Annotated in this window: 27 protein-coding genes; 5 read left to right on the forward strand and 22 right to left on the reverse strand. The window is 70.7% G+C overall.

Going from position 1 to position 26,371, the window contains the following annotated elements; all coding sequences use genetic code 11:
- Positions 1-2: 2 nt before the first annotated feature.
- The 12 genes from nuoL to AC5L3C_RS15480 are packed head-to-tail and all read right to left on the reverse strand — an operon-like array spanning position 3 to position 12,829.
- Positions 3-1,967, reverse strand: a complete 1,965-nt coding sequence (gene nuoL / locus AC5L3C_RS15425) for an NADH-quinone oxidoreductase subunit L (RefSeq protein WP_493649480.1) — start codon at positions 1,965-1,967, stop codon at positions 3-5.
- Between the two features lie 14 nt (positions 1,968-1,981).
- Complete coding sequence (nuoK, locus tag AC5L3C_RS15430) at positions 1,982-2,281, reverse strand: NADH-quinone oxidoreductase subunit NuoK (RefSeq protein ID WP_125504808.1); 300 nt, start codon at positions 2,279-2,281, stop codon at positions 1,982-1,984.
- Positions 2,278-3,135 (reverse strand): NADH-quinone oxidoreductase subunit J, encoded by an 858-nt coding sequence (locus AC5L3C_RS15435; protein WP_493649481.1) that lies wholly within the window; start codon positions 3,133-3,135, stop codon positions 2,278-2,280. The genes nuoK and AC5L3C_RS15435 overlap by 4 nt, the downstream gene beginning before the upstream one ends.
- Positions 3,132-3,773, reverse strand: coding sequence for an NADH-quinone oxidoreductase subunit NuoI (gene nuoI, locus AC5L3C_RS15440; protein WP_493649482.1), 642 nt, complete (start codon positions 3,771-3,773; stop codon positions 3,132-3,134). The genes AC5L3C_RS15435 and nuoI overlap by 4 nt, the downstream gene beginning before the upstream one ends.
- Complete coding sequence (nuoH, locus tag AC5L3C_RS15445; protein WP_493649483.1) at positions 3,766-5,139, reverse strand: NADH-quinone oxidoreductase subunit NuoH; 1,374 nt, start codon at positions 5,137-5,139, stop codon at positions 3,766-3,768. Before nuoH ends, nuoI begins: the two co-directional genes overlap by 8 nt.
- Positions 5,136-7,640: an NADH-quinone oxidoreductase subunit G gene (locus tag AC5L3C_RS15450; protein WP_493649484.1), complete on the reverse strand. Its 2,505-nt coding sequence runs from the start codon at positions 7,638-7,640 to the stop codon at positions 5,136-5,138. Before AC5L3C_RS15450 ends, nuoH begins: the two co-directional genes overlap by 4 nt.
- The gene (nuoF, locus tag AC5L3C_RS15455) at positions 7,637-8,983 is read right to left on the reverse strand and encodes an NADH-quinone oxidoreductase subunit NuoF (RefSeq protein WP_493649485.1); all 1,347 of its coding nucleotides are present in this window, start codon (positions 8,981-8,983) and stop codon (positions 7,637-7,639) included. Before nuoF ends, AC5L3C_RS15450 begins: the two co-directional genes overlap by 4 nt.
- Positions 8,983-9,843: an NADH-quinone oxidoreductase subunit NuoE gene (nuoE, locus tag AC5L3C_RS15460; protein ID WP_493649486.1), complete on the reverse strand. Its 861-nt coding sequence runs from the start codon at positions 9,841-9,843 to the stop codon at positions 8,983-8,985. Before nuoE ends, nuoF begins: the two co-directional genes overlap by 1 nt.
- The gene (locus AC5L3C_RS15465; RefSeq protein ID WP_125504815.1) at positions 9,840-11,159 is read right to left on the reverse strand and encodes an NADH-quinone oxidoreductase subunit D; all 1,320 of its coding nucleotides are present in this window, start codon (positions 11,157-11,159) and stop codon (positions 9,840-9,842) included. Before AC5L3C_RS15465 ends, nuoE begins: the two co-directional genes overlap by 4 nt.
- Positions 11,156-11,905 (reverse strand): NADH-quinone oxidoreductase subunit C, encoded by a 750-nt coding sequence (locus AC5L3C_RS15470; protein WP_493649487.1) that lies wholly within the window; start codon positions 11,903-11,905, stop codon positions 11,156-11,158. The genes AC5L3C_RS15465 and AC5L3C_RS15470 overlap by 4 nt, the downstream gene beginning before the upstream one ends.
- Positions 11,902-12,456: a NuoB/complex I 20 kDa subunit family protein gene (locus AC5L3C_RS15475; RefSeq protein WP_006133126.1), complete on the reverse strand. Its 555-nt coding sequence runs from the start codon at positions 12,454-12,456 to the stop codon at positions 11,902-11,904. The genes AC5L3C_RS15470 and AC5L3C_RS15475 overlap by 4 nt, the downstream gene beginning before the upstream one ends.
- 13 nt (positions 12,457-12,469) lie before the next feature.
- Entirely contained in the window at positions 12,470-12,829 is a 360-nt protein-coding gene (locus AC5L3C_RS15480) for an NADH-quinone oxidoreductase subunit A (protein ID WP_007490928.1), read from the reverse strand.
- 774 nt (positions 12,830-13,603) lie between these two features.
- On the opposite strand from AC5L3C_RS15480, the gene AC5L3C_RS15485 reads away from it, so the two are divergent.
- A complete protein-coding gene (locus AC5L3C_RS15485; protein WP_125504817.1) occupies positions 13,604-14,449 on the forward strand; it encodes a C40 family peptidase in 846 nt (281 codons plus the stop codon).
- Positions 14,450-14,697: 248 nt separating this feature from the next.
- On the opposite strand, the gene AC5L3C_RS15490 is transcribed toward AC5L3C_RS15485, so the two are convergent.
- Entirely contained in the window at positions 14,698-15,024 is a 327-nt protein-coding gene (locus tag AC5L3C_RS15490; RefSeq protein WP_493649488.1) for a hypothetical protein, read from the reverse strand.
- A 118-nt stretch (positions 15,025-15,142) separates the two neighbouring features.
- Positions 15,143-16,426 (reverse strand): geranylgeranyl reductase family protein, encoded by a 1,284-nt coding sequence (locus AC5L3C_RS15495; protein ID WP_493649489.1) that lies wholly within the window; start codon positions 16,424-16,426, stop codon positions 15,143-15,145.
- Between the two features lie 97 nt (positions 16,427-16,523).
- Between AC5L3C_RS15495 and AC5L3C_RS15500 the strand changes: the two genes are divergently transcribed.
- Together AC5L3C_RS15500 and AC5L3C_RS15505 are read left to right on the forward strand one after the other, a co-directional pair.
- Positions 16,524-17,048 carry a GNAT family N-acetyltransferase gene (locus AC5L3C_RS15500; RefSeq protein WP_493649490.1) on the forward strand — a complete coding sequence of 175 codons (525 nt, stop codon included), beginning with the start codon at positions 16,524-16,526 and terminating at the stop codon, positions 17,046-17,048.
- Positions 17,049-17,131: 83 nt separating this feature from the next.
- Positions 17,132-17,491, forward strand: coding sequence for a PASTA domain-containing protein (locus tag AC5L3C_RS15505; RefSeq protein ID WP_493649491.1), 360 nt, complete (start codon positions 17,132-17,134; stop codon positions 17,489-17,491).
- Positions 17,492-17,531: 40 nt separating this feature from the next.
- On the opposite strand, the gene AC5L3C_RS15510 is transcribed toward AC5L3C_RS15505, so the two are convergent.
- The 6 genes from AC5L3C_RS15510 to AC5L3C_RS15535 all read right to left on the reverse strand — a co-directional run bounded on the left by AC5L3C_RS15510 (position 17,532) and on the right by AC5L3C_RS15535 (position 22,239).
- A complete protein-coding gene (locus tag AC5L3C_RS15510) occupies positions 17,532-18,227 on the reverse strand; it encodes a demethylmenaquinone methyltransferase (RefSeq protein ID WP_493649492.1) in 696 nt (231 codons plus the stop codon).
- A 30-nt stretch (positions 18,228-18,257) separates the two neighbouring features.
- Positions 18,258-18,857 (reverse strand): imidazolonepropionase-like domain-containing protein, encoded by a 600-nt coding sequence (locus AC5L3C_RS15515; protein WP_493649493.1) that lies wholly within the window; start codon positions 18,855-18,857, stop codon positions 18,258-18,260.
- A gap of 7 nt (positions 18,858-18,864) precedes the next feature.
- Positions 18,865-20,064 carry a cyclic dehypoxanthinyl futalosine synthase gene (gene mqnC / locus AC5L3C_RS15520; RefSeq protein ID WP_125504824.1) on the reverse strand — a complete coding sequence of 400 codons (1,200 nt, stop codon included), beginning with the start codon at positions 20,062-20,064 and terminating at the stop codon, positions 18,865-18,867.
- A 69-nt stretch (positions 20,065-20,133) separates the two neighbouring features.
- The gene (locus AC5L3C_RS15525) at positions 20,134-20,868 is read right to left on the reverse strand and encodes a prepilin peptidase (protein ID WP_493649494.1); all 735 of its coding nucleotides are present in this window, start codon (positions 20,866-20,868) and stop codon (positions 20,134-20,136) included.
- A gap of 18 nt (positions 20,869-20,886) precedes the next feature.
- The gene (locus AC5L3C_RS15530) at positions 20,887-21,780 is read right to left on the reverse strand and encodes a hypothetical protein (protein WP_493649495.1); all 894 of its coding nucleotides are present in this window, start codon (positions 21,778-21,780) and stop codon (positions 20,887-20,889) included.
- Between the two features lie 33 nt (positions 21,781-21,813).
- Positions 21,814-22,239: an ATP-binding protein gene (locus tag AC5L3C_RS15535; protein ID WP_493649496.1), complete on the reverse strand. Its 426-nt coding sequence runs from the start codon at positions 22,237-22,239 to the stop codon at positions 21,814-21,816.
- A gap of 237 nt (positions 22,240-22,476) precedes the next feature.
- On the opposite strand from AC5L3C_RS15535, the gene AC5L3C_RS15540 reads away from it, so the two are divergent.
- Both AC5L3C_RS15540 and AC5L3C_RS15545 read left to right on the forward strand, forming a co-directional pair.
- A complete protein-coding gene (locus tag AC5L3C_RS15540; RefSeq protein WP_493649497.1) occupies positions 22,477-23,328 on the forward strand; it encodes a helix-turn-helix domain-containing protein in 852 nt (283 codons plus the stop codon).
- Positions 23,329-23,333: 5 nt separating this feature from the next.
- Positions 23,334-23,543, forward strand: coding sequence for a DUF397 domain-containing protein (locus AC5L3C_RS15545; RefSeq protein WP_493649498.1), 210 nt, complete (start codon positions 23,334-23,336; stop codon positions 23,541-23,543).
- A 36-nt stretch (positions 23,544-23,579) separates the two neighbouring features.
- Here the strand turns inward: AC5L3C_RS15545 and AC5L3C_RS15550 are convergent, their stop codons facing one another.
- Positions 23,580-25,421 carry a serine/threonine-protein kinase gene (locus AC5L3C_RS15550; RefSeq protein ID WP_493649499.1) on the reverse strand — a complete coding sequence of 614 codons (1,842 nt, stop codon included), beginning with the start codon at positions 25,419-25,421 and terminating at the stop codon, positions 23,580-23,582.
- An 87-nt stretch (positions 25,422-25,508) separates the two neighbouring features.
- On the reverse strand, positions 25,509-26,357 hold the full coding sequence (locus AC5L3C_RS15555; RefSeq protein ID WP_493649500.1) for a menaquinone biosynthetic enzyme MqnA/MqnD family protein: 849 nt from the start codon (positions 26,355-26,357) through the stop codon (positions 25,509-25,511).
- Positions 26,358-26,371: the final 14 nt, after the last annotated feature.

Below are 26,371 nucleotides of genomic sequence, written 5' to 3' on the forward strand. Positions count from 1 at the left end.
TATCAGACCGCCCTCATCAGCAGGGTCGCGGCGGCGAGGACCGCGGCGCCGCCGAACATGGAGACCGCGTAGGACCGCACGAAGCCGTTCTGCAGCCTGCGCATCCGGCCGGACAGGCCGCCCATGGAGGCCGCCGTGCCGTTGACCACCCCGTCGACCAGGGTGTGGTCCACATACACCAGCGAGCGGGTGAGGTGCTCACCGCCGCGCACCAGGACCACGTGGTTGAAGTCGTCCTGGAGCAGGTCGCGCCGGGCGGCCCGGGTGAGCAGCGACCCGCGCGGGGCGACGGCCGGAACCGGACGGCGCCCGTACTGGGCCCAGGCGATCGCCACACCGATGACCATCACGGCGACCGTGGAGAGCGTCACCGTCAGGGCGCTGACCGGCGGATGGCCGTGGGCGTGCCCGGTGACGGGCTCCAGCCAGTGCACGAAGCGGTCGCCGATGCTGAAGAAGGCACCGCCGGCGACCGATCCGACGGCCAGCACGATCATCGGGATCGTCATGGACCGCGGCGACTCGTGCGGGTGCGGAGGCTCGTAGGCGCCGCCCGTCTGCGCGGCCGGCTCCACGTCGGGCGCGGCCGGGGACGGCGTCGGCGCGTTGCGCCAGCGCTCCTCGCCGAAGAACGTCATCAGCATCACGCGCGTCATGTAGTACGCGGTGATGGCCGCGCCCAGCAGGGCACAGGCGCCGAGGATCCAGCCCTCGGTGCCGCCCTTGGCGAACGCCGCCTCGATGATCTTGTCCTTGGAGAAGAAGCCGGACAGGCCCGGGAAGCCGATGATCGCGAGGTAGCCGAGCCCGAAGGTGACGAACGTGACCGGCATGTACTTCCGCAGGCCGCCGTAGCGGCGCATGTCGACCTCGTCGTTCATGCCGTGCATCACCGAGCCGGCGCCGAGGAACAGACCGGCCTTGAAGAAGCCGTGCGTCACCAGGTGCATGATCGCGAAGACGTAGCCGATGGGGCCCAGGCCGGCGGCCAGCACCATGTAGCCGATCTGCGACATGGTCGACCCGGCCAGCGCCTTCTTGATGTCGTCCTTCGCGCAACCGACGATCGCACCGAACAGCAGCGTGACCGCGCCGACGATGGTGACGACCAGCTGCGCGTCAGGGGCGCCGTTGAAGACGGCGGCGGAACGGACGATCAGGTACACGCCCGCCGTCACCATCGTCGCGGCGTGGATGAGGGCGGAGACCGGGGTCGGGCCTTCCATCGCGTCCCCGAGCCAGGACTGCAGCGGCACCTGGGCGGACTTGCCGCACGCGGCGAGCAGCAGCATCAGCGCGATGGCGGTGAGCTTGCCCTCGCCGGCCTCGCCCGCGAGAGAGGCCTCCCCGTGGCCGCCGAGCACCGGCCCGAAGGCGAAGGTGCCGAACCACAGGAACATCAGCATGATCGCGATGGACAGGCCCATGTCGCCGACGCGGTTGACCAGGAAGGCCTTCTTCGCGGCCGTCGCGGCGCTGGGCTTGTGCTGCCAGAAGCCGATCAGCAGGTAGGAGGCGAGACCGACGCCCTCCCAGCCGACGTACAGCAGCAGGTAGTTGTCGGCGAGGACCAGGATCAGCATCGCCGCGAGGAACAGGTTCAGATAGCCGAAGAAGCGGCGGCGGCGCTCGTCGTGCTCCATGTAGCCGACGGAGTACAGGTGGATCAGCGAGCCGACGCCGGTGATCAGCAGGACGAAGGTCATCGACAGCTGGTCGAGCCGGAAGGCGACGTCGGCCTGGAAGCCCTCCACCGGGATCCAGCTGAACAGGTGCTGCGTGACGGTGCGCTCTTCGGCGCCCTTGCCCAGCAGATCGGTGAACAGCACCAGGCCGAGCGCGAAGGAGACGGCCGCGAGCAGCGTGCCGATCCAGTGGCCCACGGCGTCCAGCCGGCGTCCGCCGCACAGCAGGACCACCGCTCCGAGCAGGGGCGCCGCCACCAGCAGCGCAATCAGGTTCTCCACGATTCAGCGACCCCTTACAGCTTCATCAGGCTGGCGTCGTCGACCGAGGCCGAGTGGCGGGAACGGAACAGGGACACGATGATCGCCAGCCCGACCACGACCTCCGCGGCGGCGACCACCATCGTGAAGAAGGCGATGACCTGGCCGTCGAGGTTGCCGTGCATCCGGGAGAAGGCGACGAACGCGAGATTGCAGGCGTTGAGCATGAGCTCGACGCACATGAAGACCACGATCGCGTTGCGCCGGACCAGCACACCGGTGGCGCCGATCGTGAACAGCAGCGCGGCGAGGTACAGATAGTTGACCGGGTTCACTTCGACGCCTCCTCGGGCCGCTTGAACGTCGGCGGCTCGATCGCCTTGCGCTCCAGGCGCTCCTCCGCGCGCTGCTCCAGCGCCCGCAGGTCGTTGAGCGCCTCCTGCGAGACGTCGCGGATCTGACCGCGGTCCCGCAGCGTCTTGCTGACCGTGAGGTCCGACGGGGTGCCGTCGGGCAGCAGGCCCGCGATGTCCACGGCGTTGTGCCGGGCGTACACGCCGGGCGCCGGGAGCGGCGGCAGGTACTTGCCCTCGCGTACGCGCTGCTCGGCCAGCTCCCGCTGGGTTTGGGCGCGTTCGGTGCGCTCGCGGTGGGTGAGCACCATGGCGCCGACGGCGGCCGTGATGAGCAGGGCGCCGGTGATCTCGAAGGCGAAGACGTACTTGGTGAAGAGCAGGGACGCGAGGCCCTCCACGTTGCCGCCCGCGTTCGCCTCGCCGATGCCGCTGAACTCGCTGAGCGAGGCGTTGCCGATCCCGCCGACCAGCAGGACGCCGAAGCCGAGACCGCACAGCAGGGCCAGCCAGCGCTGGCCCTTGATGGTCTCCTTCAGGGAGTCTGCCGCGGTGACGCCGACCAGCATCACCACGAACAGGAACAGCATCATGATCGCGCCGGTGTAGACGACGATCTGGACGACGCCCAGGAAGTAGGCGCCGTTGGCCAGGTAGAACACCGCCAGGATGATCATGGTGCCGGCGAGGCAGAGCGCGCTGTGCACGGCCCGCCGCATGAACACGGTGCACAGGGCGCCGATCACGGCGACCGTGCCCAGGACCCAGAACTGGAAGGCTTCTCCGGTGGAGGTGCCGGCGGAGAGAGTCACCACGGCGGCGAACTGTCCGGTCATCGCCTGATCACCTCCTCCGACGCCGGTTCCTCCGGGCCGAACGTCGAGGCGGCTTCCTGCACCACCTCGCCCTTGGAACGGGCGACCTGCTGCTCCGTACCGGGCGCCGCCTCGGTCACCAGGCCCCGGTAGTAGTCCTGTTCGTCGGTGCCCGGGTACATGGCGTGCGGCGAGTCGACCATGCCCTCCTCCAGACCGGCGAGCAGCTGCTCCTTGGTGTAGATGAGGTCGGCGCGGCTGGAGTCCGCCAGTTCGAACTCGTTGGTCATCGTGAGCGCGCGCGTGGGGCACGCCTCGATGCACAGGCCGCACAGGATGCAGCGGGCGTAGTTGATCTGGTAGACGCGGCCGTACCGCTCGCCGGGCGAGTAGCGCTCCTCCTCGGTGTTGTCCGCGCCCTCCACGTAGATCGCGTCGGCGGGACAGGCCCAGGCGCACAGCTCGCAGCCGACGCACTTCTCCAGGCCGTCCGGATGGCGGTTGAGTTGGTGCCGTCCGTGGAAGCGCGGAGCGGTGGTCTTCTGCTGCTCCGGGTACTGCTCGGTCAGCCGCTTCTTGAACATGGCCTTGAAGGTCACGCCGAAGCCGGCCACGGGGTTCAGGAAACCGGGCTTGGTCTCCTTGGGCTCCTCAGCCATCGGACGCCTCCTTTCCATCCGTAGGTCCACCCAGGGATCCGTCACTCTGAGTATCGGGTCCGCCACTGACAATGAGCTCCCGCTCCCGGTGCGAGCGGCGTCGCGGCACCGGCGGCAACTCCTGTCCCGGCAGCGGCGGTACGGGGAACCCGCCCGCCATGGGGTCGAAGGCGGGCGGGCCCTCGGGCCGCTCGGCCTCCTTCGCCCGGGCCCGGAACATGTCGGCCACGAAGGAGAGCAGCAGCAGGCCGAGGACGCCCGCGGCGATGTACAGCGCGATGTCGGCGAAGTCGTAGTTCTCGTTGCGCAGCGCCCGCACGGTGGCGACCGCCATCAGCCACACCAGCGAGACCGGGATGAGGACCTTCCAGCCGAGCTTCATCAGCTGGTCGTAGCGGACCCGCGGGAGCGTGCCGCGCAGCCAGACGAAGGCGAACAGCAGGCTCAGCAGCTTGCCGGTGAACCAGAGCATCGGCCACCAGCCGTGGTTGGCGCCCTCCCAGAAGGTGCTGATGGGCCACGGGGCCCGCCAGCCGCCCAGGAAGAGCGTCACGGCGACGGCCGAGACGGTCACCATGTTGATGTACTCGGCCAGCATGAACATCGCGAACTTGATGGACGAGTACTCGGTGTTGAACCCGCCGACCAGGTCGCCCTCGGACTCCGGCATGTCGAAGGGGGCGCGGTTGACCTCGCCCACCATCGTGACGATGTAGATGAGGAAGGAGACCGGCAGCAGCAGGATGTACCAGCGGTCGGTCTGCTGCTCGACGATCGTCGAGGTGGACATCGACCCGGAGTAGAGGAACACGGAGGCGAACGCGGCGCCCATGGCGATCTCGTAGGAGATCATCTGCGCGCAGGAGCGCAGACCGCCGAGGAGCGGGTAGGTCGAGCCGGAGCTCCAGCCCGCCAGGACGATGCCGTAGATGCCGACCGAGGCGACCGCGAGGATGTAGAGCGCGGCGATCGGCAGGTCGGTGAGCTGCATCGTGGTGCGCTGGCCGAAGATCGAGACCTCGTTGCCGGCCGGCCCGAAGGGGATCACCGCGAACGCCATGAAGGCGGGGACGGCGGCGACGATCGGCGCGAGGACGTACACCGCCTTGTCCGCGCGCTTGACGACGACGTCCTCCTTGAGCATCAGCTTCACGCCGTCGGCGAGCGACTGGAGCATGCCCCAGGGCCCGTGCCGGTTGGGGCCGATGCGCAACTGCATCCAGGCGACCACCTTGCGCTCCATGACGATGGAGAGCAGCACGGTCACCATCAGGAAGGCGAAGCAGAACACCGCCTTGACGAGGATCAGCCACCAGGGATCGCGGCCGAACATCGAGAGGTCTTCAGCGGCGAGGTACGGGCTCATGCCTCCACCTCCTTGGGGGCCTCACCGGCGGGCGTCGCCGGGCCGATGCGGACGAGGGAGCCGGGCAGTGCCCCGGCGGCCGAGGGGACCCCGCCGCCGACGGAGTTCAGCGGCAGCCAGACCACCCGGTCGGGCATGTCGGTGACGGCCAGGGGCAGTTCCACCGATCCGGCGCCGCCGGTGACCGACAGCAGGTCGCCGTCCTTGACGCCGACCTCGGCCGCCGTGGCGGCCGACAGCCGCGCGAGAGCGGCGTGCCGGGTGCCGGCCAGCGCCTCGTCACCGAGTTGCAGCAGGCCGTGGTCGAGCAGCAGCCGGTGCCCGGCGAGCACCGCCTCACCGGCGGCCGGCCGGGGCAGGGCGCCCGCGGTCTCCGTCGGGTCGGCGGCGCGCGGACCGTCCCAGACGCCGATCCGGTCGAGCTCCGCGCGGATCGTGCGCAGGTCCGGCAGGCCCAGGTGGACGTCCATGGCGTCGGCCAGCATCTGCAGCACCCGCGCGTCGGTCGGCGGGAGCCGCCGGGTCATCTGGTCGGGCTTGAGCGCCGCCTCGAAGAGCCGCACCCTGCCCTCCCAGTTGAGGAAGGTGCCGGGCTTCTCGGCGACCGCGGCCACCGGCAGGACGACGTCGGCGAGCTCGGTGACCTCGCTGGGCCGCAGCTCCAGGGAGACCACGAACCCGGCCTCGGCGAGCGCGGCACGCGCGCGTGCCGGGTCGGGCAGGTCGGCGACCTCCACACCGGCGACAAGAAGCGCCTGGAGCTCACCGCGGGCCGCCGCCTCGACGATCTGGCCGGTGTCACGGCCGTAGCGGTGCGGGAGGTCGGCGACGCCCCAGAGGGCGGCGACCTCCTCACGCGCGCGCGGGTCGGTGGCCGGGCGGCCGCCCGGCAGCAGCGCCGGCAGCGCGCCCGCCTCGATGGCGCCCCGCTCCCCGGCCCGGCGCGGGATCCACACCAGGCGGGCCCCGGTCGCGGCGGCGAACCGGATCGCGGCGGTCAGCCCGCCCCGTACGGCCGCCAGCCGCTCACCGACGACGATCACCGCGCCGTCGGCACGCAGCGCCTCGGCGGCCGCGGAACCCTCGCCCTGCAGGCCGACACCGCTCGCGAGCGCGTCCAGCCATTCGGTCTCGGTACCGGGTGCCGCCGGCAGCAGGGTGCCGCCGGCCTTCTCCAGTCCGCGCGTGGCGTGCGTGGCCAGCGCGTAGGTCTTCTGCCCGTGCCCGCGCCAGGCCTTGCGCAGCCGCAGGAAGACGCCGGGCGCCTCCTCCTCCGACTCGAACCCGACCAGGAGGACGGCGGGCGCCTTCTCCAGGGCGGTGTGGGTGACGCCCGTCCCGTCGAGGTCCCGGCCCCGCCCCGCGACCCGCGCGGCGAGGAAGTCGGCCTCCTCGGAGCTGTGCACGCGCGCGCGGAAGTCGATGTCGTTGGTGCCGAGCGCCACGCGGGCGAACTTGCTGTACGCGTAGGCGTCCTCGACGGTGAGCCGGCCGCCGGTCAGCACCCCGGTGCTGCCCCGCGAGGCCAGCAGCCCCTGGGCCGCGATCTGCAGCGCGTCCGGCCAGGACGCCGGCCGCAGCTCGCCCTCCGCGTTGCGCACGAGCGGGGTGTCCAGGCGGTCCCGCAGCTGCGCGTACCGGAACGCGAAGCGTCCCTTGTCGCAGATCCACTCCTCGTTGACCTCGGGGTCGTTGCCGGCGAGCCGCCGCATGACCTTGCCGCGCCGGTGGTCGGTGCGGGTGGCGCAGCCGCCCGAGCAGTGCTCGCACACCGACGGCGACGAGATCAGGTCGAAGGGGCGGGAGCGGAACCGGTAGGCCGCCGAGGTGAGCGCGCCGACCGGGCAGATCTGGATGGTGTTGCCGGAGAAGTACGACTCGAACGGGTCGCCCTCGCCGGTGCCGATCTGCTGGAGCGCGCCCCGCTCGACCATCTCGATCATCGGGTCGCCCGCGATCTGGTTGGAGAAGCGGGTGCAGCGGGCGCACAGCACGCACCGCTCGCGGTCCAGCAGCACCTGTGTGGAGATCGCGACGGGCTTCTCGTACGTGCGCTTCTTGCCGTCGAAGCGGGAGTCGGCGTTGCCGTGCGACATCGCCTGATTCTGCAGCGGGCACTCGCCGCCCTTGTCGCAGACCGGGCAGTCCAGGGGGTGGTTGATGAGCAGGAACTCCATCACACCCTTCTGGGCCTTCTCGGCGACCGGCGAGGTGAGGTGGGTCTTCACCACCATGCCGTCGGTGCAGGTGATGGTGCAGGAGGCCATGGGCTTGCGCTGGCCCTCGACCTCCACGATGCACTGGCGGCAGGCGCCGGCCGGATCGAGGAGCGGGTGGTCGCAGAACCGGGGGATCTCGATGCCGAGCTGCTCGGCGGCCCGGATGACCAGGGTGCCCTTGGGCACGCTGATCTCGGCGCCGTCGATCGTCAGCGTCACGAGGTCCTCGGGCGGGACCGCCGCCTCTCCCCCGCCGGAGGGAGCGTTGGTGGTCACAGTCATGCGTGCACCTCCGTACGGTCGGCCCAGGCCGTGGACTTGGCCGGGTCGAACGGGCAGCCACGGCCCGTGATGTGCTGCTCGTACTCCTCGCGGAAGTACTTGAGCGAGGAGAAGATCGGCGAGGCGGCGCCGTCGCCGAGGGCGCAGAAGGCCTTGCCGTTGATGTTGTCGGCGATGTCGTTCAGCTTGTCGAGGTCGGACATCTGTCCCTTGCCGGCCTCGATGTCCCGCATCAGCTGGACGAGCCAGTACGTGCCCTCGCGGCAGGGGGTGCACTTGCCGCAGGACTCGTGGGCGTAGAACTCGGTCCAGCGGGTGACGGCGCGCACGACGCAGGTGGTCTCGTCGAAGCACTGCAGTGCCTTGGTGCCGAGCATGGACCCCGCGGCGCCCACGCCCTCGTAGTCGAGGGGGACGTCGAGGTGCTCCTCGGTGAGCAGCGGGGTCGAGGAGCCGCCGGGCGTCCAGAACTTCAGCCGGTGGCCCGGCCGCATCCCGCCGCTCATCTCCAGCAGCTGGCGCAGGGTGATGCCGAGCGGCGCCTCGTACTGTCCGGGGCTCGCGACATGGCCGCTGAGGGAGTAGAGCGTGAAGCCGGGCGACTTCTCGCTGCCCATCGAGCGGAACCATTCCTTGCCCCGGTTCATGATGGCGGGAACCGAGGCGATCGATTCGACGTTGTTCACCACAGTCGGGCACGCGTAGAGGCCCGCGACGGCAGGGAAGGGGGGACGGAGCCGCGGTTGACCCCGCCGGCCTTCCAGCGAGTCGAGCAGCGCGGTCTCCTCACCGCAGATGTACGCGCCCGCACCCGCGTGCACGGTGAGCTGGAGGTCGAGTCCGCTGCCCAGGATGTTCTCGCCGAGGAAGCCGGCCGCGTAGGCCTCGCGCACGGCCTCGTGCAGCCGCCGCAGGACGGGGACGACCTCACCCCGCAGATAGATGAAGGCGTGGGACGACCGGATGGCGTAGCACGCGATGACGATGCCCTCGATGAGGCTGTGCGGGTTCGCGAAGAGGAGCGGAATGTCCTTGCACGTTCCGGGCTCCGACTCGTCGGCGTTGACAACAAGATAGTGAGGCTTGCCGTCCCCCTGGGGAATGAACTGCCACTTCATTCCGGTGGGGAAGCCGGCACCGCCGCGGCCGCGCAGACCGGACTCCTTGACGTACGCGATGACGTCGTCCGGTGACATGGCGAGCGCCTTGCGGAGCCCCTCGTATCCCTCGTGCCTCTTGTAGACGTCGAGCGTCCAGGACTTGTCCTCGTCCCAGAAGGCCGACAGCACGGGTGCGAGCAGCTTCTCCGGGCTCATGTCCTTGAGTTCGGGTGCCAAGGTCATCACTCCCCCTCCTCGGCAACGGGTCCCGACGGGTGCGCGGGGTCGGAGGCCGACGTCTCCTGCGGCGCGTCGTGCGAGCTGAGGTGCTCGGTGGGCGACGGCTCGTGCGGCGGGGTGTCCCGCGGCGCCTCGCCGCGCGGGTGCACCACGCGTGCGGGCGCGGCCTCCCCCTTGGCCAGCTTCAGGCCGGTCAGGGAGGCGGGGCCCGCGCTTCCGGTGGCCTCCACGGCCCCCTCGCGCCCGTCGGGGAAGCCGGCCAGGATGCGGGCGGTCTCCTTGAAGGTGCACAGGGGAGCCCCGCGCGTGGGGGCGACCGGGCGGCCGGCGCGCAGGTCGTCGACCATGCGCTTGGCGCTCTCGGGGGTCTGGTTGTCGAAGAACTCCCAGTTGACCATCACCACGGGCGCGAAGTCGCAGGCCGCGTTGCACTCGATGTGCTCCAGGGTGACCTTGCCGTCGTCGGTGGTTTCGCCGTTGCCGACGCCCAGGTGCTCCTGGAGCTCCTCGAAGATCGCGTCGCCGCCCATGACGGCGCACAGGGTGTTGGTGCACACCCCGACCTGGTAGTCGCCGCTCGGCCGGCGCCGGTACATGGTGTAGAAGGTGGCGACCGCGGTCACCTCGGCGGTGGTGAGGTCCAGCATGTCCGCGCAGAACTGCATGCCGGTGCGCGTGACGTGGCCCTCCTCCGACTGCACGAGGTGCAGCAGCGGCAGGAGGGCGGACCGGGAGTCCGGGTAGCGGGCGATGATCTCGCGCGCGTCGGTCTCCAGCCGGGCCCGGACGTCGTCCGGGTAGGGGGGCGCGGGCAGTTCGGGCATGCCCAGGCTGACGCCCCGCTCCGAAGAAGAGGTGGTCACCGGTCGACGCCTCCCATCACGGGGTCGATGGACGCGACGGCGACGATGACGTCGGCGACCTGGCCGCCCTCGCACATCGCCGCCATGGCCTGCAGGTTGGTGAAGGACGGGTCGCGGAAGTGGACCCGGTAGGGGCGGGTGCCGCCGTCGGAGACGACATGCACCCCGAGCTCGCCCTTGGGCGACTCGACGGCTGTGTACGCCTGTCCCGGCGGGACCCGGAAGCCCTCGGTGACCAGCTTGAAGTGGTGGATCAGGGCCTCCATGGAGGTGCCCATGATCTGCTTGATGTGGTCCAGGGAGTTGCCCAGTCCGTCCGGTCCCAGGGCGAGCTGGGCGGGCCAGGCGATCTTCTTGTCGGCGACCATCACCGGTCCGGGCCGGAGCCGGTCCAGGCACTGCTCGATGATGTTCAGCGACTGGCGCATCTCCTCGAGCCGGATCAGGAAGCGGCCGTAGGAGTCGCAGGTGTCGGCGGTCGGGACCTCGAAGTCGTAGGTCTCGTAGCCGCAGTAGGGCTGTGCCTTGCGCAGGTCGTGCGGCAGGCCGGTGGAGCGCAGGATCGGGCCGGTGGCGCCGAGCGCCATGCAGCCGGCCAGGTCGAGGTAGCCGACGTCCTGCATGCGGGCCTTGAAGATGGGGTTCCCGGTGGCGAGCGCGTCGTACTCCGGGAGGTTCTTGCGCATCTTCTTCACGAACTCGCGGATCTGGTCCACCGCGCCGGGCGGCAGGTCCTGGGCGAGTCCGCCGGGGCGGATGTACGCGTGGTTCATCCGCAGGCCCGTGATGAGCTCGTAGATGTCGAGAATGAGTTCACGATCACGGAATCCGTAGATCATGACCGTGGTGGCGCCGAGCTCCATGCCGCCGGTGGCGATGCACACCAGGTGGGAGGAGAGCCGGTTCAGCTCCATCAGGAGCACCCTGATGACCGAGGCCCGGTCGGGCACCTGGTCCTCGATGCCGAGGAGTTTCTCCACCGCGAGGCAGTACGCCGTCTCGTTGAAGAACGGCGTCAGGTAGTCCATGCGCGTCACGAACGTGGTGCCCTGCGTCCACGTGCGGTACTCGAGGTTCTTCTCGATGCCGGTGTGCAGGTAGCCGATGCCGCAGCGGGCCTCGGTGACCGTCTCGCCGTCGATCTCCAGGATCAGGCGGAGCACCCCGTGGGTGGACGGGTGCTGCGGGCCCATGTTGACGACGATGCGCTCGTCGTCGGCCTTGGCCGCGCTCTCGACGACCTCGTCCCAGTCACCGCCGGTGACGGTGTAGACGGTTCCTTCGGTGGTCTCCCTGGGGGAAGCGTGCGTGCTCACGAGTACGACCTCCGCTGGTCCGGAGCCGGGATCTGGGCGCCCTTGTACTCGACGGGGATGCCGCCGAGGGGGTAGTCCTTGCGCTGGGGAAAGCCCTGCCAGTCGTCCGGCATCATGATCCGCGTCAGGGCCGGGTGACCGTCGAAGACGATGCCGAAGAAGTCGTACGTCTCGCGCTCGTGCCAGTCGTTCGTCGGATAGACCGAGAACAGTGACGGGATGTGCGGATCGCTGTCGGGGGCGCTGACCTCGAGCCGGATCACCCGGTTGTGGGTGATCGAGCGCAGGTGGTACACGGCGTGCAGCTCGCGGCCCTTGTCGTTCGGGTAGTGCACGCCGCTGACCCCGGTGCACAGCTCGAAGCGCAGGGCGGGGTCGTCGCGCAGGGTCTTCGCCACGCGGACGAGGTGTTCGCGTTCGATGTGGAAGGTGAGTTCGCCGCGGTCGACGACCGTCTTCTCGATGGCGTTGGCGGGGAGCAGGTCCTGCTCCTCCAGCGCGCCCTCCAGTTCGTCGGCGACCTCGTCGAACCAGCCTCCGTAGGGGCGGGTGGCGGGTCCGGGCAGCCGGACCGAGCGGACGAGCCCGCCGTAGCCGGAGGTGTCGCCGCCGTTGTTTGCGCCGAACATCCCGCGCTGGACGCGGACCTCCTCGCCGCCCTGGCCGCGCTGACCGGGGAGGTTCTGGGCGGAGATGTCCTTCTCGGGGTTCACATCGTCACCCGCGGTGCTGTTCGCGTCGCTCATCGCAGCAGCCCCTTCATCTCGATCGTGGGCAGGGCCTTGAGCGCCGCCTCCTCCGCCTCGCGGGCCGCCTCCTCGGCGTTCACGCCGAGCTTGGAGCTCTGGATCTTCTGGTGGAGCTTGAGAATGGCGTCCATCAGCATCTCGGGGCGGGGCGGGCACCCGGGGAGATAGATGTCGACCGGGACGACGTGGTCGACGCCCTGGACGATCGCGTAGTTGTTGAACATGCCGCCCGAGGAGGCGCAGACCCCCATGGAGATCACCCACTTGGGGTTCGGCATCTGGTCGTAGACCTGCCGGAGCACCGGCGCCATCTTCTGGCTCACCCGCCCGGCGACGATCATGAGGTCCGCCTGCCGCGGCGAGCCGCGGAAGACCTCCATGCCGAAGCGCGCCAGGTCGTAGCGGCCCGCGCCGGTGGTCATCATCTCGATGGCACAGCAGGCGAGGCCGAACGTGGCGGGGAAGACGGACGACTTGCGCACCCAGCCAGCGGCCTGCTCGACGGTGGTCAGCAGGAATCCGCTCGGCAGCTTTTCTTCGAGTCCCATGACTTGTGGCCCCTCAGTCCCATTCCAGGCCGCCGCGCCGCCATACGTACGCGTACGCGACGAAGACGGTGAGCACGAAGAGCAGCATCTCCACGAGCCCGAAAAGCCCCAGGGCGTCGAAGGTGACGGCCCAGGGGTAGAGGAAGACGATCTCGATATCGAAAATGATGAAGAGCATCGCCGTCAGGTAGTACTTGATGGGGAAGCGCCCGCCGCCGGCCGGCGTGGGGGTCGGTTCGATACCGCACTCGTAGGCCTCGAGCTTGGCGCGGTTGTACCGCTTCGGACCGATCAGCGTGGCCATGACCACGGAGAAGATCGCAAAGCCTGCCCCGAGGGCTCCCAGTACGAGGATGGGCGCATACGCGTTCACCGCTCCTCGCTCCTCTCAGTCGGCACTGACTGCTGGCGGTTGTGCAGTGGGCCCGACCGACCTCAACCGCCCCACGAACCACGCCCGCCCCGGCGAAGATCGAGAACATGTGAAGCAGGTCACAAGCCCAACCGCTCCGCATCCTATGCCCGAGGGTCTGTGATCTGCGACACGGGGTATTGCACAAGCTTTGTGATCTCCACCACCTGACGAACGATCATGAAGTCGGATGAGCGCTGATCTTCGCACGCCAAGCGTCCGCGTGATCACCAAAGGTGGCATTTTGACTGGTCAGCGCAGCTCAGAGGGGTCATCTCCATATCAAGAGGCTTCTCTTGCATGCAAATTGGCGCTGGACTTGATCTCTTGCTAGACGCCGCGTTCACACCTCCGGGGGGAGCCGCGGCGGGGTGTGGACGTGTGCACGCGTTCACGAAGTCGGAGGGTCACGATCCAGTCACGTTCGGCCACCGGGAACTCCCGCGGGCGGCAGGGGCCGTCGGCCGGGGTGCCGGGAGCCTCCCGGACGCGGGGGTCCGGGTAATCGTTCCGTGACCTCCGCCACATTCATGAGGGCCGCATGAGAGCGGGGATTGGCCAACCACTTCAACCGGTGGTAGGCGGGGAGCAATTCGGGCGTAACGATGAAAGTCCGTGATCACGGGCCGATCACGGGCGCCCGCAATGTCCGTTACGGCGTCAATAAAGAACGACACGCCCGGGATTCGGGCGCCGGATTGAACAACTGTGGCGCAGCACACGTTTCTTGAAGATATGAAGCAGCCCCTGGTACCGGTTGTTCCCATGTCCCACACCGCTCACATACGCAGCCACCGGAAACCCCGCCGCACCGCCCAGAGCACCATGGCGATGCGGGCCGGAGTTGCCGGTGGCGTCCTCAGCACTCTGGCAGTGGCTGGGGCGTCGGGTTCGGCGAACGCTGCCGAGCCGGTGACGCAGACCCTCGAACTGCCCACCCTGACGGCCGACCTGGCCGCTCAGGTCGCCCAGTCCGCGGACGCCACCCAGCAGGCCGCCGCGAACTACCAGCTGCAGGCCGAGCGTGACGCGGCCGCCGCCAAGGCCGCCCAGCAGGCCAAGGCGGACCTCGCCAAGGCGAAGAAGAAGGCCGAGGCGAAGAAGAAGGCCGCGGAGGAGGCCCGCAAGGCCGCCGCGGAGCGCGCCGCGCGCGACGCCGAGCGCACCTCGCTGTCCACCACCTCGACGTCCACCGCCGCCACCCAGACCGCCTCCGCGCCCGCGAGCGGCAGCGTCGCGACGGTCATCTCCTTCCTCAAGGCCCAGCTCGGCGACGCCTACGTCATGGGCGCCTCGGGCCCCAACGCCTGGGACTGCTCGAGCCTGGTGCAGGCCGCGTTCAAGCAGGTCGGCGTCGACCTGCCGCGCGTCTCGCAGGACCAGTCGATGGTCGGCACCGACATCCCGCTGTCGCAGATCCAGCAGGGCGACATCCTGTACTGGGGCGGCAAGGGCTCCGCGTACCACGTGGGTGTCTACCTCGGGAACGGCCAGTACCTGGACGCGGCCAACCCGTCCAAGGGCGTCGTCATCCAGGATCTCTCCGGCTACCCCGCGTCGGGTGCCGTGCGCGTGCTCTGAACCGCGCCTGTACGGGCTGAAGGGCCGCTGCCGCTCAGGGCAGCGGCCCTCCCTCGTGGCCTCACACAGGGCACACCACGGGCAAGATCGCCCGATTGCCCGAATCATCCCGCGTGCGCGGCGGGTTGAGAGTGCCCGCGCGCGCCGCCGGAGCGCCGTGCGGGCCCGTGACGCCCCCTCACAGCGCCTCACGCAGACGCCGACGGCCGCCAGTCCCCTCCGAGGACTCCGGCCGCTCACAGCGCCGTTCAGCGCGCCGGCGCCAGGCGGCGGTACCGCCCGCCGCTGTGCCGTGCGCGCCAACGCCGCAGCACGATCGCGCCCGCGCCGAGGCCCGGCGCCGTCAGCGCCACCCCGCCGATCAGCGCCACCCCGCCGGCACCGGTGAGCGCCGGACCGCCCCCGGCGTCGTGGCCGGCCGCGTCACCGGACGTGCCGCCGGTCGCGTTCGTCCCGGAGGAGCCGGACTCGTCCGGATCGACCTCGCCGGACCCGGGCGGCGTCGGGCCGTCCGGCGCGCCTCCGTCTCCCTCGCCCTTGCCGCCGTCCGTCTCCTCGTCGGAGCCGTCGAGCACGAGCCGGACGAAGTCGTTCGAGGGGCCGGACGCGAAGGGGTCCGGAAGGCTCGCTCGTCGAACGGGGCGTGCCCGGCCGGGCACGCCCCGTTCGACAGCCCTCGCGGGCGGCGAGCTGTCAGGCCTTCGGCGCCACCCTGCTCAGACCGTTGATGACGCGGTCCATCGCGTCGCCGCCCGTCGGGTCCGTCAGGTTGGCGAGCAGCTTCAGCGTGAACTTCATCAGCATCGGGTGCGTCAGGCCCCGCTGGGCGGCGATCTGCATGACCTTCGGGTTGCCGATGAGCTTCACGAAGGCGCGGCCGAGCGTGTAGTAGCCGCCGTAGGTGTCCTTCAGGACGCGCGGGTAGCGGCGGAGCGCGATCTCCCGCTGGGCGGGCGTCGCCCGCGCGTGCGCCTGCACGATGACGTCCGCGGCGAGCTGCCCGGACTCCATGGCGTAGGCGATGCCCTCGCCGTTGAACGGGTTGACCAGGCCGCCCGCGTCGCCGACGAGCATCAGCCCGCGCGTGTAGTGCGGCTGGCGGTTGAAGGCCATGGGCAGCGCGGCACCGCGGATCGGGCCGGTCATGTTGTCCGGGGTGTATCCCCAGTCCTCCGGCATCGAGGCGCACCAGGCCTTGAGGACCTCGCGCCAGTCCAGCTCCTTGAAGGAATCGGAGGTGTTCAGCACGCCCAGGCCGACGTTGCTGGTGCCGTCGCCCATGCCGAAGATCCAGCCGTAGCCGGGCAGCAGCCGGTCCTGCGGGCCGCGGCGGTCCCACAGTTCCAGCCAGGACTCCAGGTAGTCGTCGTCGTGCCGCGGCGAGGTGAAGTACGTACGCACCGCGACGCCCATCGGCCGGTCCTCGCGCCGGTGCAGCCCCATCGCCAGGGACAGCCGGGTGGAGTTGCCGTCGGCGGCCACGACCAGCGGGGCGTGGAAGGTGACCTTCCGCTTGTCCTCGCCGAGCTTGGCCTTGACGCCCGTGATGCGCCCGGTGCGGTCGTCGACGACCGGCCCCGCGACGTTGCAGCGCTCGTACAGGCGGGCGCCGGCCTTCTGCGCCTGGCGGGCGAGCTGCTCGTCGAAGTCGTCGCGCTTGCGGACCAGTCCGTAGTCGGGGAAGGAGGCGAGATCCGGCCAGTCCAGCTGGAGGCGGACCCCGCCGCCGATGATGCGCAGGCCCTTGTTGCGCAGCCAGCCGGCCTCCTCGGAGATGTCGATGCCCATCGACACCAGCTGCTTCACGGCGCGCGGGGTGAGGCCGTCGCCGCACACCTTCTCGCGCGGGAACTCGGTCTTCTCCAGCAGGAGCACGTCGAGTCCGGACCGGGCCAGGTGGTAGGCGGTGGTGGAGCCGGCCGGCCCCGCGCCTACGACGATGACGTCGGCGGTGTGGTCGGAGAGGGGCTCGGTCACGGCGGGATCTCCCCAAGGTTCGAAATCTGCGTGCCGACCGGCACTGGACACGGGCAGTCTATTCAGCGGTATTGATCACCGGCTGAAGGGCTGCCCCGTGAACCGAGCTCTCCCCGCTGTACGGCTGCGCGTCCCCACCCACGAGGACGCCTTCACCTGGCACCGGATCTTCGACGACCCGGACGTCATGGAGTTCCACGGCGGCAAGGCGGCGGATCTGTCGGTCTACGAGGAGCTCACCGCCCGCCAGCGCCGGCACGACGCCCAGCTCGGCTTCTGCCTGTGGACCGTGCTCGACGCGTCCGGCCGGGTCATCGGCTTCACCGGCGCCCAGCCGTGGGAGCGCGACTGGGGCCCCGTCGGCGAGATCGAGATCGGCTGGCGCCTCGCGCGGGAGCACTGGGGCAAGGGGTACGTCACCGCCGCCGCCCGGGAGACCCTCGCGCGGGTGCGCGCGGCGGGCCTCGACGGCGTGGTGGCGATGGTGGACGCCCGCAACTCCCGCTCGATAGCGGTCACCAGGCGGCTGGGCATGCGCCTCGCGGAGACCCTCATGACTCCGGCGCCGCACCGCGAGGCCCACTGCTACCGCCTCAGCCTCCGAGGTGATGACGGAGAGTAGTCAATTGTCACGGAACGCCACGCGACGCTTCCGGCGGGCGCCGTGCCGGTCTACTCTGCCGGTACCGCTGGGGGGTGACGTCCGTGCGTGTGACACCCAAGGGTTTCGGGACACCCGAAGTGCGTGTGCCGCGTCTGGTCGGCCTGATGGCCGTGGACGCGCGCGAGTCGGCCCGGGCACAGGGGCTCTTGGTGAACGCCCCGGACCGGCCGGACTTCCATCTCACCGTCGTCGACTACGTCGTCCGCCAGTATCCGCAGCCCGGCACCGAGGTCCCCCGGGACTCCGTGGTCCACGTGTGGTTCGACTTCGGCGAGGGCGACGGAGGAGGCGGGGGCGTGCGTGAACCCCGGGGGCCCCTGCCTCCCACGGGCGGGCTCCAGCGGGAGCTGGAGGAGCCGCGCGGCGGCGGCCCCTACGCCCTGGCGCTCAGCTGTCCCTGACCCACGCGCCGGTGGCCCGGCCCGGCGCACGCGGCCGTGCTCAGCCGGCTTTGAACCCCCGGTGCAGCGCCACCACGCCGCCCGTCAGGTTGCGCCACGCCACCCGCGACCAGCCGGCGCCCTTCAGCCGGCCGGCCAGCTCGGCCTGCCCGGGCCAGGCGCGGATCGACTCGGCGAGATAGACGTACGCGTCCGGGCTGGACGACACCGACCGGGCGACCGGCGGCAGGGCGCGCATCAGGTACTCGGTGTAGACGGTGCGGAACGGCGCCCACGTGGGGTGCGAGAACTCGCAGATGACGATCCGTCCGCCGGGCCGGGTCACCCGGTGCATCTCGCGCAGCGCCGCGTCGGTGTCCTGCACGTTGCGCAGGCCGAAGGAGATGGTGACCGCGTCGAAGACGTCGTCCTTGAAGGGCAGCCGGGTGGCGTCGCCCGCGGTGTACGGCAGCCAGGCGCGGTCGCGCTTGCCGACCTGGAGCATGCCGAGGGAGAAGTCGCACGGCACGACGTAGGCGCCGGTGCGGGCAAAGGGCATCGACGACGTTCCGGTGCCGGCCGCCAGGTCCAGGACCTTCTGCGCGGGCCGCGCGTCGACCGCCTTGGCGACCTCCTTGCGCCATCTGCGGTCCTGGCCGAGGGACAGCACGTCGTTGGTCAGGTCGTACCGTTCCGCGACGTCGTCGAACATCGAGGCGACTTCGTGCGGCTGCTTGTCCAGGCTGGCTCGGGTCACCGGGCCATTGTGGCAGGCGGCGACGGGCGGTCACGCGCGGCGGTACACCATACGGCCGCCCACGACGGTGACCACGCACGTGGCGGCGCCGGCCCGCACCAGGGCCGCCCGGTCGGGCACGTCGAACACCGCGAACCGCGCGGGCGCCCCGGCCGCGAGTCCCGGCAGCAGCACGAGCGGCACCGGGGAGAACGCCGCGGGCCCGGACAGGCCGGGCGGGCGCTGCGCCAGGGCGAGCCCGGCCCTGCGCACCGCGTCGAGCACCGCGCGGCTGCGCAGTTCACCGGCGACCGCGACCGTGCCGTGCGCCAGCATCCGCTGCACGCCCCGGCGTGCGCTGGCGCCCCGCGCGGAGGGGGCGGCGTCGAGCAGGGCCCGCGCGCGCTCCCCGGTCAGCGGCTCGGTGCCGAGCCGGTCCGCCTCGCGCGGGTCGGGGTGGTACGCCCGCTCCAGCAGTTCCGGGCCGTACGGATTGAGCAGTCCGGGCGTCAGGATGCCGGGCCACCGCCGCAGCCTCGCGTCCGGGTGCGCGGCGGCCAGTTCCTCGTAGGGGCCGACGGCGGCGAGGTGCGCGCCGTCGACCAGCACGGCGGCCTCGGGGGAGGCGTCGGCGGTGTGCAGGGTCGGCACGGCGGCGTCAGCTGGAGGCGAGGAGCTTCAGCTCCGGGTGGGCCGTGCCGCCCTCGATCGCCGTCGAGGAGATGTGGGACATCACGCGGGTGTCGACGGGGTCGTTCGCCGGGTCGTCGTGCACCACGAGGTGCTCGTACGTCGTCGAGCGCTGCGCCGGGACCCGCCCCGCGGAACGGATCATGTCGATCATTTCCTGGAGGTTGGAGCGGTGCTTGGCACCGGCCGCCGAGACGACGTTCTCCTCCAGCATGACCGAGCCGAGGTCGTCCGCGCCGTAGTGCAGCGTCAGCTGGCCCGCGTCCTGACCGGTGGTCAGCCAGGAGCCCTGGATGTGGGCGATGTTGTCCATGAAGAGCCGGGCGATCGCGATCATCCGCAGGTACTCGAAGATCGTGGCCTGCGTGCGGCCCTTCAGGTGGTTGTTCATGGGCTGGTACAGGTACGGGATGAAGGCCCGGAAGCCGCCCGTGCGGTCCTGCACGTCCCGGATCATCCGCAGGTGCTCGATCCGCTCGGCGTTGGTCTCGCCGGTGCCCATCAGCATGGTGGAGGTGGACTCCACGCCCAGGTTGTGGGCGGTCTCCATGATCTCCAGCCAGCGCTCGCCCGACTCCTTCAGCGGCGCGATGGCCTTGCGGGGGCGCTCGGGCAGCAGCTCCGCGCCCGCGCCGGCGAAGGAGTCCAGGCCGGCCGCGTGGATCCGGGTGATCGCCTCCTCGACGCTCACCTTGCTGATCCGCGCCATGTGCTCGACCTCGCTCGCCCCCAGGGAGTGGATGACGAGCTGCGGGAACTCCTTCTTGATGGCGGCGAAGTGCTTCTCGTAGTACTCCACGCCGTAGTCCGGGTGGTGGCCGCCCTGGAACATGATCTGCGTGCCGCCCAGCTCGACCGTCTCGGCGCAGCGCCGCAGGATGTCGTCGAGGTCGCGGGTCCAGCCCTTGGCGGTGTCCTTGGGCGGGGCGTAGAAGGCGCAGAACTTGCACGCCGTGACGCACACGTTCGTGTAGTTGATGTTCCGCTCGATGATGTACGTGGCGATGTGCTCGGTGCCGGCGTACCGCCGCTTGCGCACCGCGTCGGCGGCGGTGCCCAGCGCGTGCAGCGGGGCGTCCCGGTAGAGGTCGAGGGCCTCCTCTGGGGTGATCCGCCCACCGGCGGCGGCACGGTCGAGGATGGGCTGAAGGTCGGCCTTCTCGGTCACCGGCGTCCCTTTCGTAAGGGGTGTGGACGGACTGAATCAGCGTACGTCAGCGGGGTTCGCCGGCCGACGTCAGGCCGCGTACGCACCGATCAGCAGCCCCGTGAACACGCCGCCGATCAGGAACGGGCCGAACGGGATCGCCGTCTTACGCCCCGCCCGCCGCGCGACGACCAGCACGCCTCCGTACAGCGCGCCGAGGACGAACCCGGCCAGCGTGCCGAGCATCACGGTCGGCCAGCCGTACCAGCCGAGGACCGCGCCCGCGCCGAGCGCGAGCTTCACATCGCCGAAGCCCATGCCGCCAGGGTTGATGCGGTAGAGCACGTAATAACCGGCGCCGAGCGCGAGGGCGCCCAGCAGGGCCGTCGTCCACTCCCCCGCGTGCTCCGGGAGGAGGGCGGTCAGCCCCAGCAGCACCAGGGCGGCCGCCGCGAACGGCAGGGTGAGCGGGTCGGGCAGCCGCTGCACCCGGAAGTCCACGACCGCCAGCAGCACGCCGGCCGGCGCGAGCAGCAGCCACACCGCCAGCTCGGGCCGGGTGCCGGTGGCGGCGGCGAGGGCGGCGCAGACGAGGGCGGTCACGACGACGGCGGCGGTGCCCGGCGCGTACGACGGCTTCGCGCACGGTGCGCACCGGGCGGGGCCGAGCCAGCCGTTCACCGGGTGCCCGGCCGGGCACGCCGTCCGCCACGGCTCCCCCGACGGGGCGGAGAACCGGTAGGCCGCCCGGGGCAGCACCGCCCCGGCCGCCACGCCCCACAGCGCGGCGACCACGATCAGCGAGACGCCCAGGTAGTCGCTCATCTCCGGCGGATCGGCCGGTCAGCCCGCGAACAGGTCCTCGGCCCGGGTCGCGTGGACGGCGCGCTGGGCCCAGAGTTCGAGCTGATCGAGGTCGGTGCAGGCCTGGACCCGCTCCCGCACGGCATCGGACACCGGGATCCCCCGCCACTGAAGGATGCGCAGCGTCATCGCGGCACGATCCTCGACCCGGCCCTCCTCCCGGCCCTCCTCCCGGCCCTCCTCGCGCACCTGTTCCGCCACCGGGTGCCGGAAGAAGTAATGAATCGCCGCCATCAGGTCCCTCCAGATTTCCTTGGCGCGGTTATCGATCAGGCATGAGTCGACGAACGCGACGAAGACCGCTGCGCTCTCGGCGTCCATGGTTCTCAGGGCAGCAGCCAGCGGTTCCAGTATGGCGGCAGCCTGCTTCCCCCGGCCATGTGTCATGGCCGAGAGAACCGCGAGCGGTACATCCCGCTCCGCCTCCTGTTCGTTTTTGATCACCGGCACGTTCTCCGGCCCCAGCACGAGTGGCCGAACGGTCATCGAGTGCCAGCCGGGCAGTCCCAGCCTGATCGGTCGAGCCGCCCACCGCGCGGTGGCTCTGCTCTGCGTAATCACGATGAGGACCGGCTCGCAGCGGTACTTCGCATACAAGTACGCCAGGTAGTAGGCCCAGCTACTCCGCTTCGCGTCGTCCACTTTCCCCTGCGCCTCGACAACCAGGAGGTAGGCCCCTTCATCCGTCTCCACACGCATCAGCGTGTCCACGCGCCGCTCGACGGGCTCGATCTCTGTCAAATCCGCGTTCAGCACCGCGAAGTCCCGCGGTTCGGGGAAGCGGACGTTCAGCACACGCTGCAACGCCCGCGTCAACAGCGCGGGATCCTTCTGGAAAACCCTGTGCAGCGCCTCGTGCGACGAGCTGACCATCAGCTCTCCTTCCTGGTCGGTGTGATCAACGAGTCAGGCCGCGACGAGGTCACACCACACGTATTTGCCCAAGCTGCCGCCCCTCGCGTGAGGCTGCCAGCCCCATAGGTCCGCACAAGCCCGCACCAGGGCCAGCCCCCGTCCCTCCTCCGCCTCGGCGAGCTGCTCCCATTTCCCCGGCGGCTCAGGGGGCTCCGGGTCCGTGTCCCACGCGCCGATCCGCAGCACACCGTCGGACCAGCGCACGCGCAGCGCCGCGGGCCCCTTGGTGTGCCGTACGGAGTTGGCGACCAGCTCCGTCGCCAGTAGTTCGGCGGTGTCGACGAGGCCGATCAGGCCGTGCATCGTGAGGATCAGCCGCAGGGTGCGGCGGCAGATGGTCACGGCACGTGCGTCGTTGGGGATGGAGAGGGTGTACTCCCAGGGGGCGGCTGCCTCTTGGACACCGGTTTCAGGCATGCGTGGACTCCTGTCGAAGGGCGGAAAGGAAGCAGGTCGGCGGCAGCGAACGGGCGGTGGCTCCGCCGCGTCCGTCATGACATGACGGAGCGGTGCACTTCCGGTCCTCCGTGTGCCGCAACGTGTTCGACGCATCACTGACCGTAGGGCCAAAATTTGGGCCCACGCAAGCCGTTGTCATACTCTTCACCCCGAACGTGTCACTACCGGTGAGCAGTTGAAGGCGAGGAGCACGGCATGCCGCGCAGACAACAGGCCACCGCACGCCAGGAGCGACTGGGCGCCGAGTTGCGGAAACTGCGGGAGGCGGCAGGGCTCAAGGGCCGCGAAGCCGCCGCGCTGCTCGGTTCCGACTCGGCGCAGGTGAGTCAGATCGAGGCCGGTGTGGCGGGCGTCAGCGAAACCCGCGTGCGTCAACTCGCCGCCCACTACTCCTGCACGGACGACAGGTTGATCGAGGCGTTGGTCGCCATGGCCACCGACCGAACACGAGGGTGGTGGGAGCGGTACAGAGGCCTGCTGCCGCCTTCATTCCTGGACCTCGCCGAGTTGGAGCACCACTGCACCCGTCGGCAGGACATCGAGTTCCTGCACGTGCCCGGCCTCTTCCAGACGGAGGACTACGCTCGCGCGGTCTTCTCCTACCGAGTGCCCGAACTGCTCCGTGAAGACCTCGAACTACGCGTGACCCACCGGATGGAACGCAAGCGGATCATCCAGGAACCCCGATCCATTCCCTACACGGCCGTCATCCACGAGGCGGCACTGCGCATCCGCGTGGGCGACCGAACCGCCACGCGCGTTCAACTCCAACGCATCCTGGAACTCTCCGAGGCACACCACATCACCGTGCGCGTCATCCCTTTCGACCTGGACGGCTTCGCGGGAGCCACCAACGCCATGATGTACGTGCGCGGTGCCGTGCCCAGGCTGGACACAGCCGTACGGGACGCTCCGCAGGGTGCCGCGTTCATCGACTCCGAAGCCCAACTCGGCGCACTTCGGACGCTATTTCATAGGGTGGAGTCCGCATCTCTCGATCCTGCGCGCTCACGCGATCTCATCCACCGCTTGGCGAAGGAGCTGTAGGCACCATGACCGCACCCAAACGCTGGCAGAGGGCGTCTCACTCCGGAAGCGGCGACGGCAACAACTGTGTCGAAATAGTCCGCTCCGACAACCGCACTGCCATACGCGACTCCAAGCACCCCGCCCACGGTCCCCTCTCCTTCCCGGCCGCCGCGTTCGACGCCTTCGTCGAGGGGCTCAAGTCGGACAGCGGGGACGGGCTCGGCGCAGCGTGAGCCGGTGGCGGCTCCACGAGGCGTCCCGTCGGCTCGTCAGCCCTGACCGACCTTCGACAGCCGGGCCTTCGGGCGCCCGGAGGGTTTGCTGTCCGACTCGTAGACGAGGTCGTCGCCGACCGGGGTGAGCCGGACCGTGTGCGGAGCCTGGTCGCAGACGTCACGGTTGGACTCCACCCCGGCGGAGCTCGCGACGAGCTGCTTGTCCGTGACCCGCTTCAGGGTGAGGACGTCGTCGCAGACGCCGCCGAGGATGTCGGTGTGCCGGACGGTGCCGACCCGCTCGCCCACCTCGGCGTCCTCGACCGTCACACGGAACGTGCCGAGCGGGATGGAGAGGGCGTCGCGGGAACTGGCCTGTCCCTCCCAGGTGCCGACGTAGCCGTCGAGGACGGCGGCGGGCGGCTTGCTCCCGGCGCTGTCGCCCGCGTTGTCGCCGGACGACTTGCCCATCCCCGGCAGCAGCTCGAACACGAACGCGGAGCCGACGGTCACGGCCGCCAGCGCACCCGCGACGGCGAGGGCGACCGTGCAGCTCACCCGCCGCCCCTTGCCGCCGGCACCGGGCGCGGCGGTGGCCGCGACGGAGACGGAGATTTTCCCGGGCCCACCGCCCGACCGCTGCGCGGACGTCCGGGTCGGCAGATGGGCACCCGCCCCCGCGGAGGCGTCCGCCCCGGAAGCCTGCGCATCAGGCGCCACGTGCGAGCCCGCGCCCCCGGCCCCGGACGAACCGGCACCCGGAGCCGCGCTCGCACCCGCGTCCGCAGCCACAGGCGGGCCGGCGTCCCGAGCCGCATACGGTGCCGCGACCGGAGTCGCGTGCGGCTCGGGTGCCGGTGTGCGTGGGTCCGGGAGGGCGGAGGCGTCCTGGCGTTCCGGCATGACCGGGGGTGGGCCGAAGGTTCCCCCCGCGGGCGGCGCGGGGTCGCTCACCGAGCGTCTGCTGAAGTCCACCGGGCCCGACGGGGCGTCGCCCGTCGCGTCCAGGTTCAGCAGTCGCACCGCGCTCCTGCTGACCTGCTCCACCAGGGGCCCCGGCAGCCATCCGCCCGCCACCAGGCGGGCCGCGCCGCCCTCGGGGGCGAGACGGCGGGCCACCTCGGCCGGGGCCGGACGGGCGGCCGGGTCCTTGGCCAGACAGGCCAGGGTCAGTTCGCGCACGTCGCCGTCCCACTCCCCCAGCTCCGGCGGCTCGTGCACGACCTTGTACAGCAGCGCCGCCGAGGAGTCCCCGGGGAAGGGCGGCCGGCCGGTCGCCGCGTACGCCATGACCGCGCCCAGGGAGAAGACGTCCGCCGCGCCCGTCACGCCCTTGCCGAGGATCTGCTCGGGCGACATGTAACCGGGCGAGCCGATCGAGACGCCGGTGGAGGTCAGGGAGGCCGTGCCGTCCATGGCGCGCGCGATGCCGAAGTCGATCAGCAGGGGCCCGTCCAGTGTGAGGAGCACGTTGGACGGCTTCACGTCCCGGTGCACCAGGCCCAGCTCGTGCACCGCCGTCAGCGCCTCAGCGAGACCCGCGCCCAGCGTCCGTACCGTGTGCGCGGGCAGCGGGCCAGCGTCGGTGACCGCCGCCGCGAGGGAGGGGCCGGCCGCATACGCGGTGGCGACCCACGGCACCCGGGCCTCGGGATCGGCGTCCAGGACGGACGCCGTCCACGCGCCGCCGACCCGCCGCGCCGCCTCGATCTCCCGGCGGAACCGCGCCCGGAACTCCTCGTCCAGCGCGAAGTGCGGATGCACGATCTTCACCGCGACGGTACGGCCCCCGGCACTGCGGCCCAGGTAGACCCGGCCCATGCCGCCGGAGCCCAGCCGGCCGAGCAGCCGGTAGGGCCCCACGACCGTGGGCTCGTCCGTTTCGAGCGGCCGCATCGCGTCCACCCCTCCCCCGTCACGCCCCTACGCCGGAACCTACCGGCAGGGTAGTGGCCCGGGCCCCCACCTCACGGCCTCACTGCCTCACGGCCGCAGGAGGTCCACCGTGACGTCCGCGGGGAACCCCGTCGTCGGCCCCACCCGGCGGGCGAACTCCGCGACCGCCTCCAGCTGCGGGGCGCCGAAGCTGAAGTCGAGGGTGGTGAAGTACTGCGCCAGGGTCCGCTCGTCGAACGCCTCCCAGCGCGCCGCCTGCTCGGCGACCTTCCCGACCTCCTCGAGGGAGAGATTGCGGGAGGCCAGGAACGCCTCGTGCACCTTGCGGGTGATGGTCGGCTCGCGCTCGGCGTAGTCGCGGCGCGCCGCCCACACCGCGAAGACGAAGGGCAGGCCCGTCCACTGCTTCCACAGCTCGCCCAGGTCGTGCACGTCGAGGCCGAAGCGGGGACCGTCGAGCATGTTCGCGCGCAGGGCCGCGTCGCCGATCAGGACGGCCGCCTCGGCCTCCTGCATCATCACGCTCAGATCGGGCGGGCAGGTGTAGTAGTCGGGCTGTACGCCGTACCGCTCGGCGAGAAGGAGCTGGGCGAGCCGTACCGAGGTGCGGGAGGTCGACCCGAGCGCGACCCTGGCGCCGTCGAGCCGCTCCAGCGGGACCTGCGAGACGATCACACAGGACATCACCGGGCCGTCGCAGCCGACGGCGATGTCGGGGAAGGCGACGAGCCGGTCCGCGTGCCTGAGGTACTCGACCAGGGTGATGGGCCCGATGTCGAGGTCGCCCTGCACCAGTTGCTCGCTGAGCTTCTCGGGGGTGTCCTTCGTCAGCTCGAAGTCGAGGAGCGTGCCCGTTCTCGCAAGCCCCCAGTACAGGGGCAGGCAGTTCAGGAACTGGATGTGGCCGACGCGCGGCCGGGTGCGAGGATTGTCCACATCGCGAGGCTAGC

It is taken from the genome of Streptomyces speibonae (assembly GCF_984686075.1).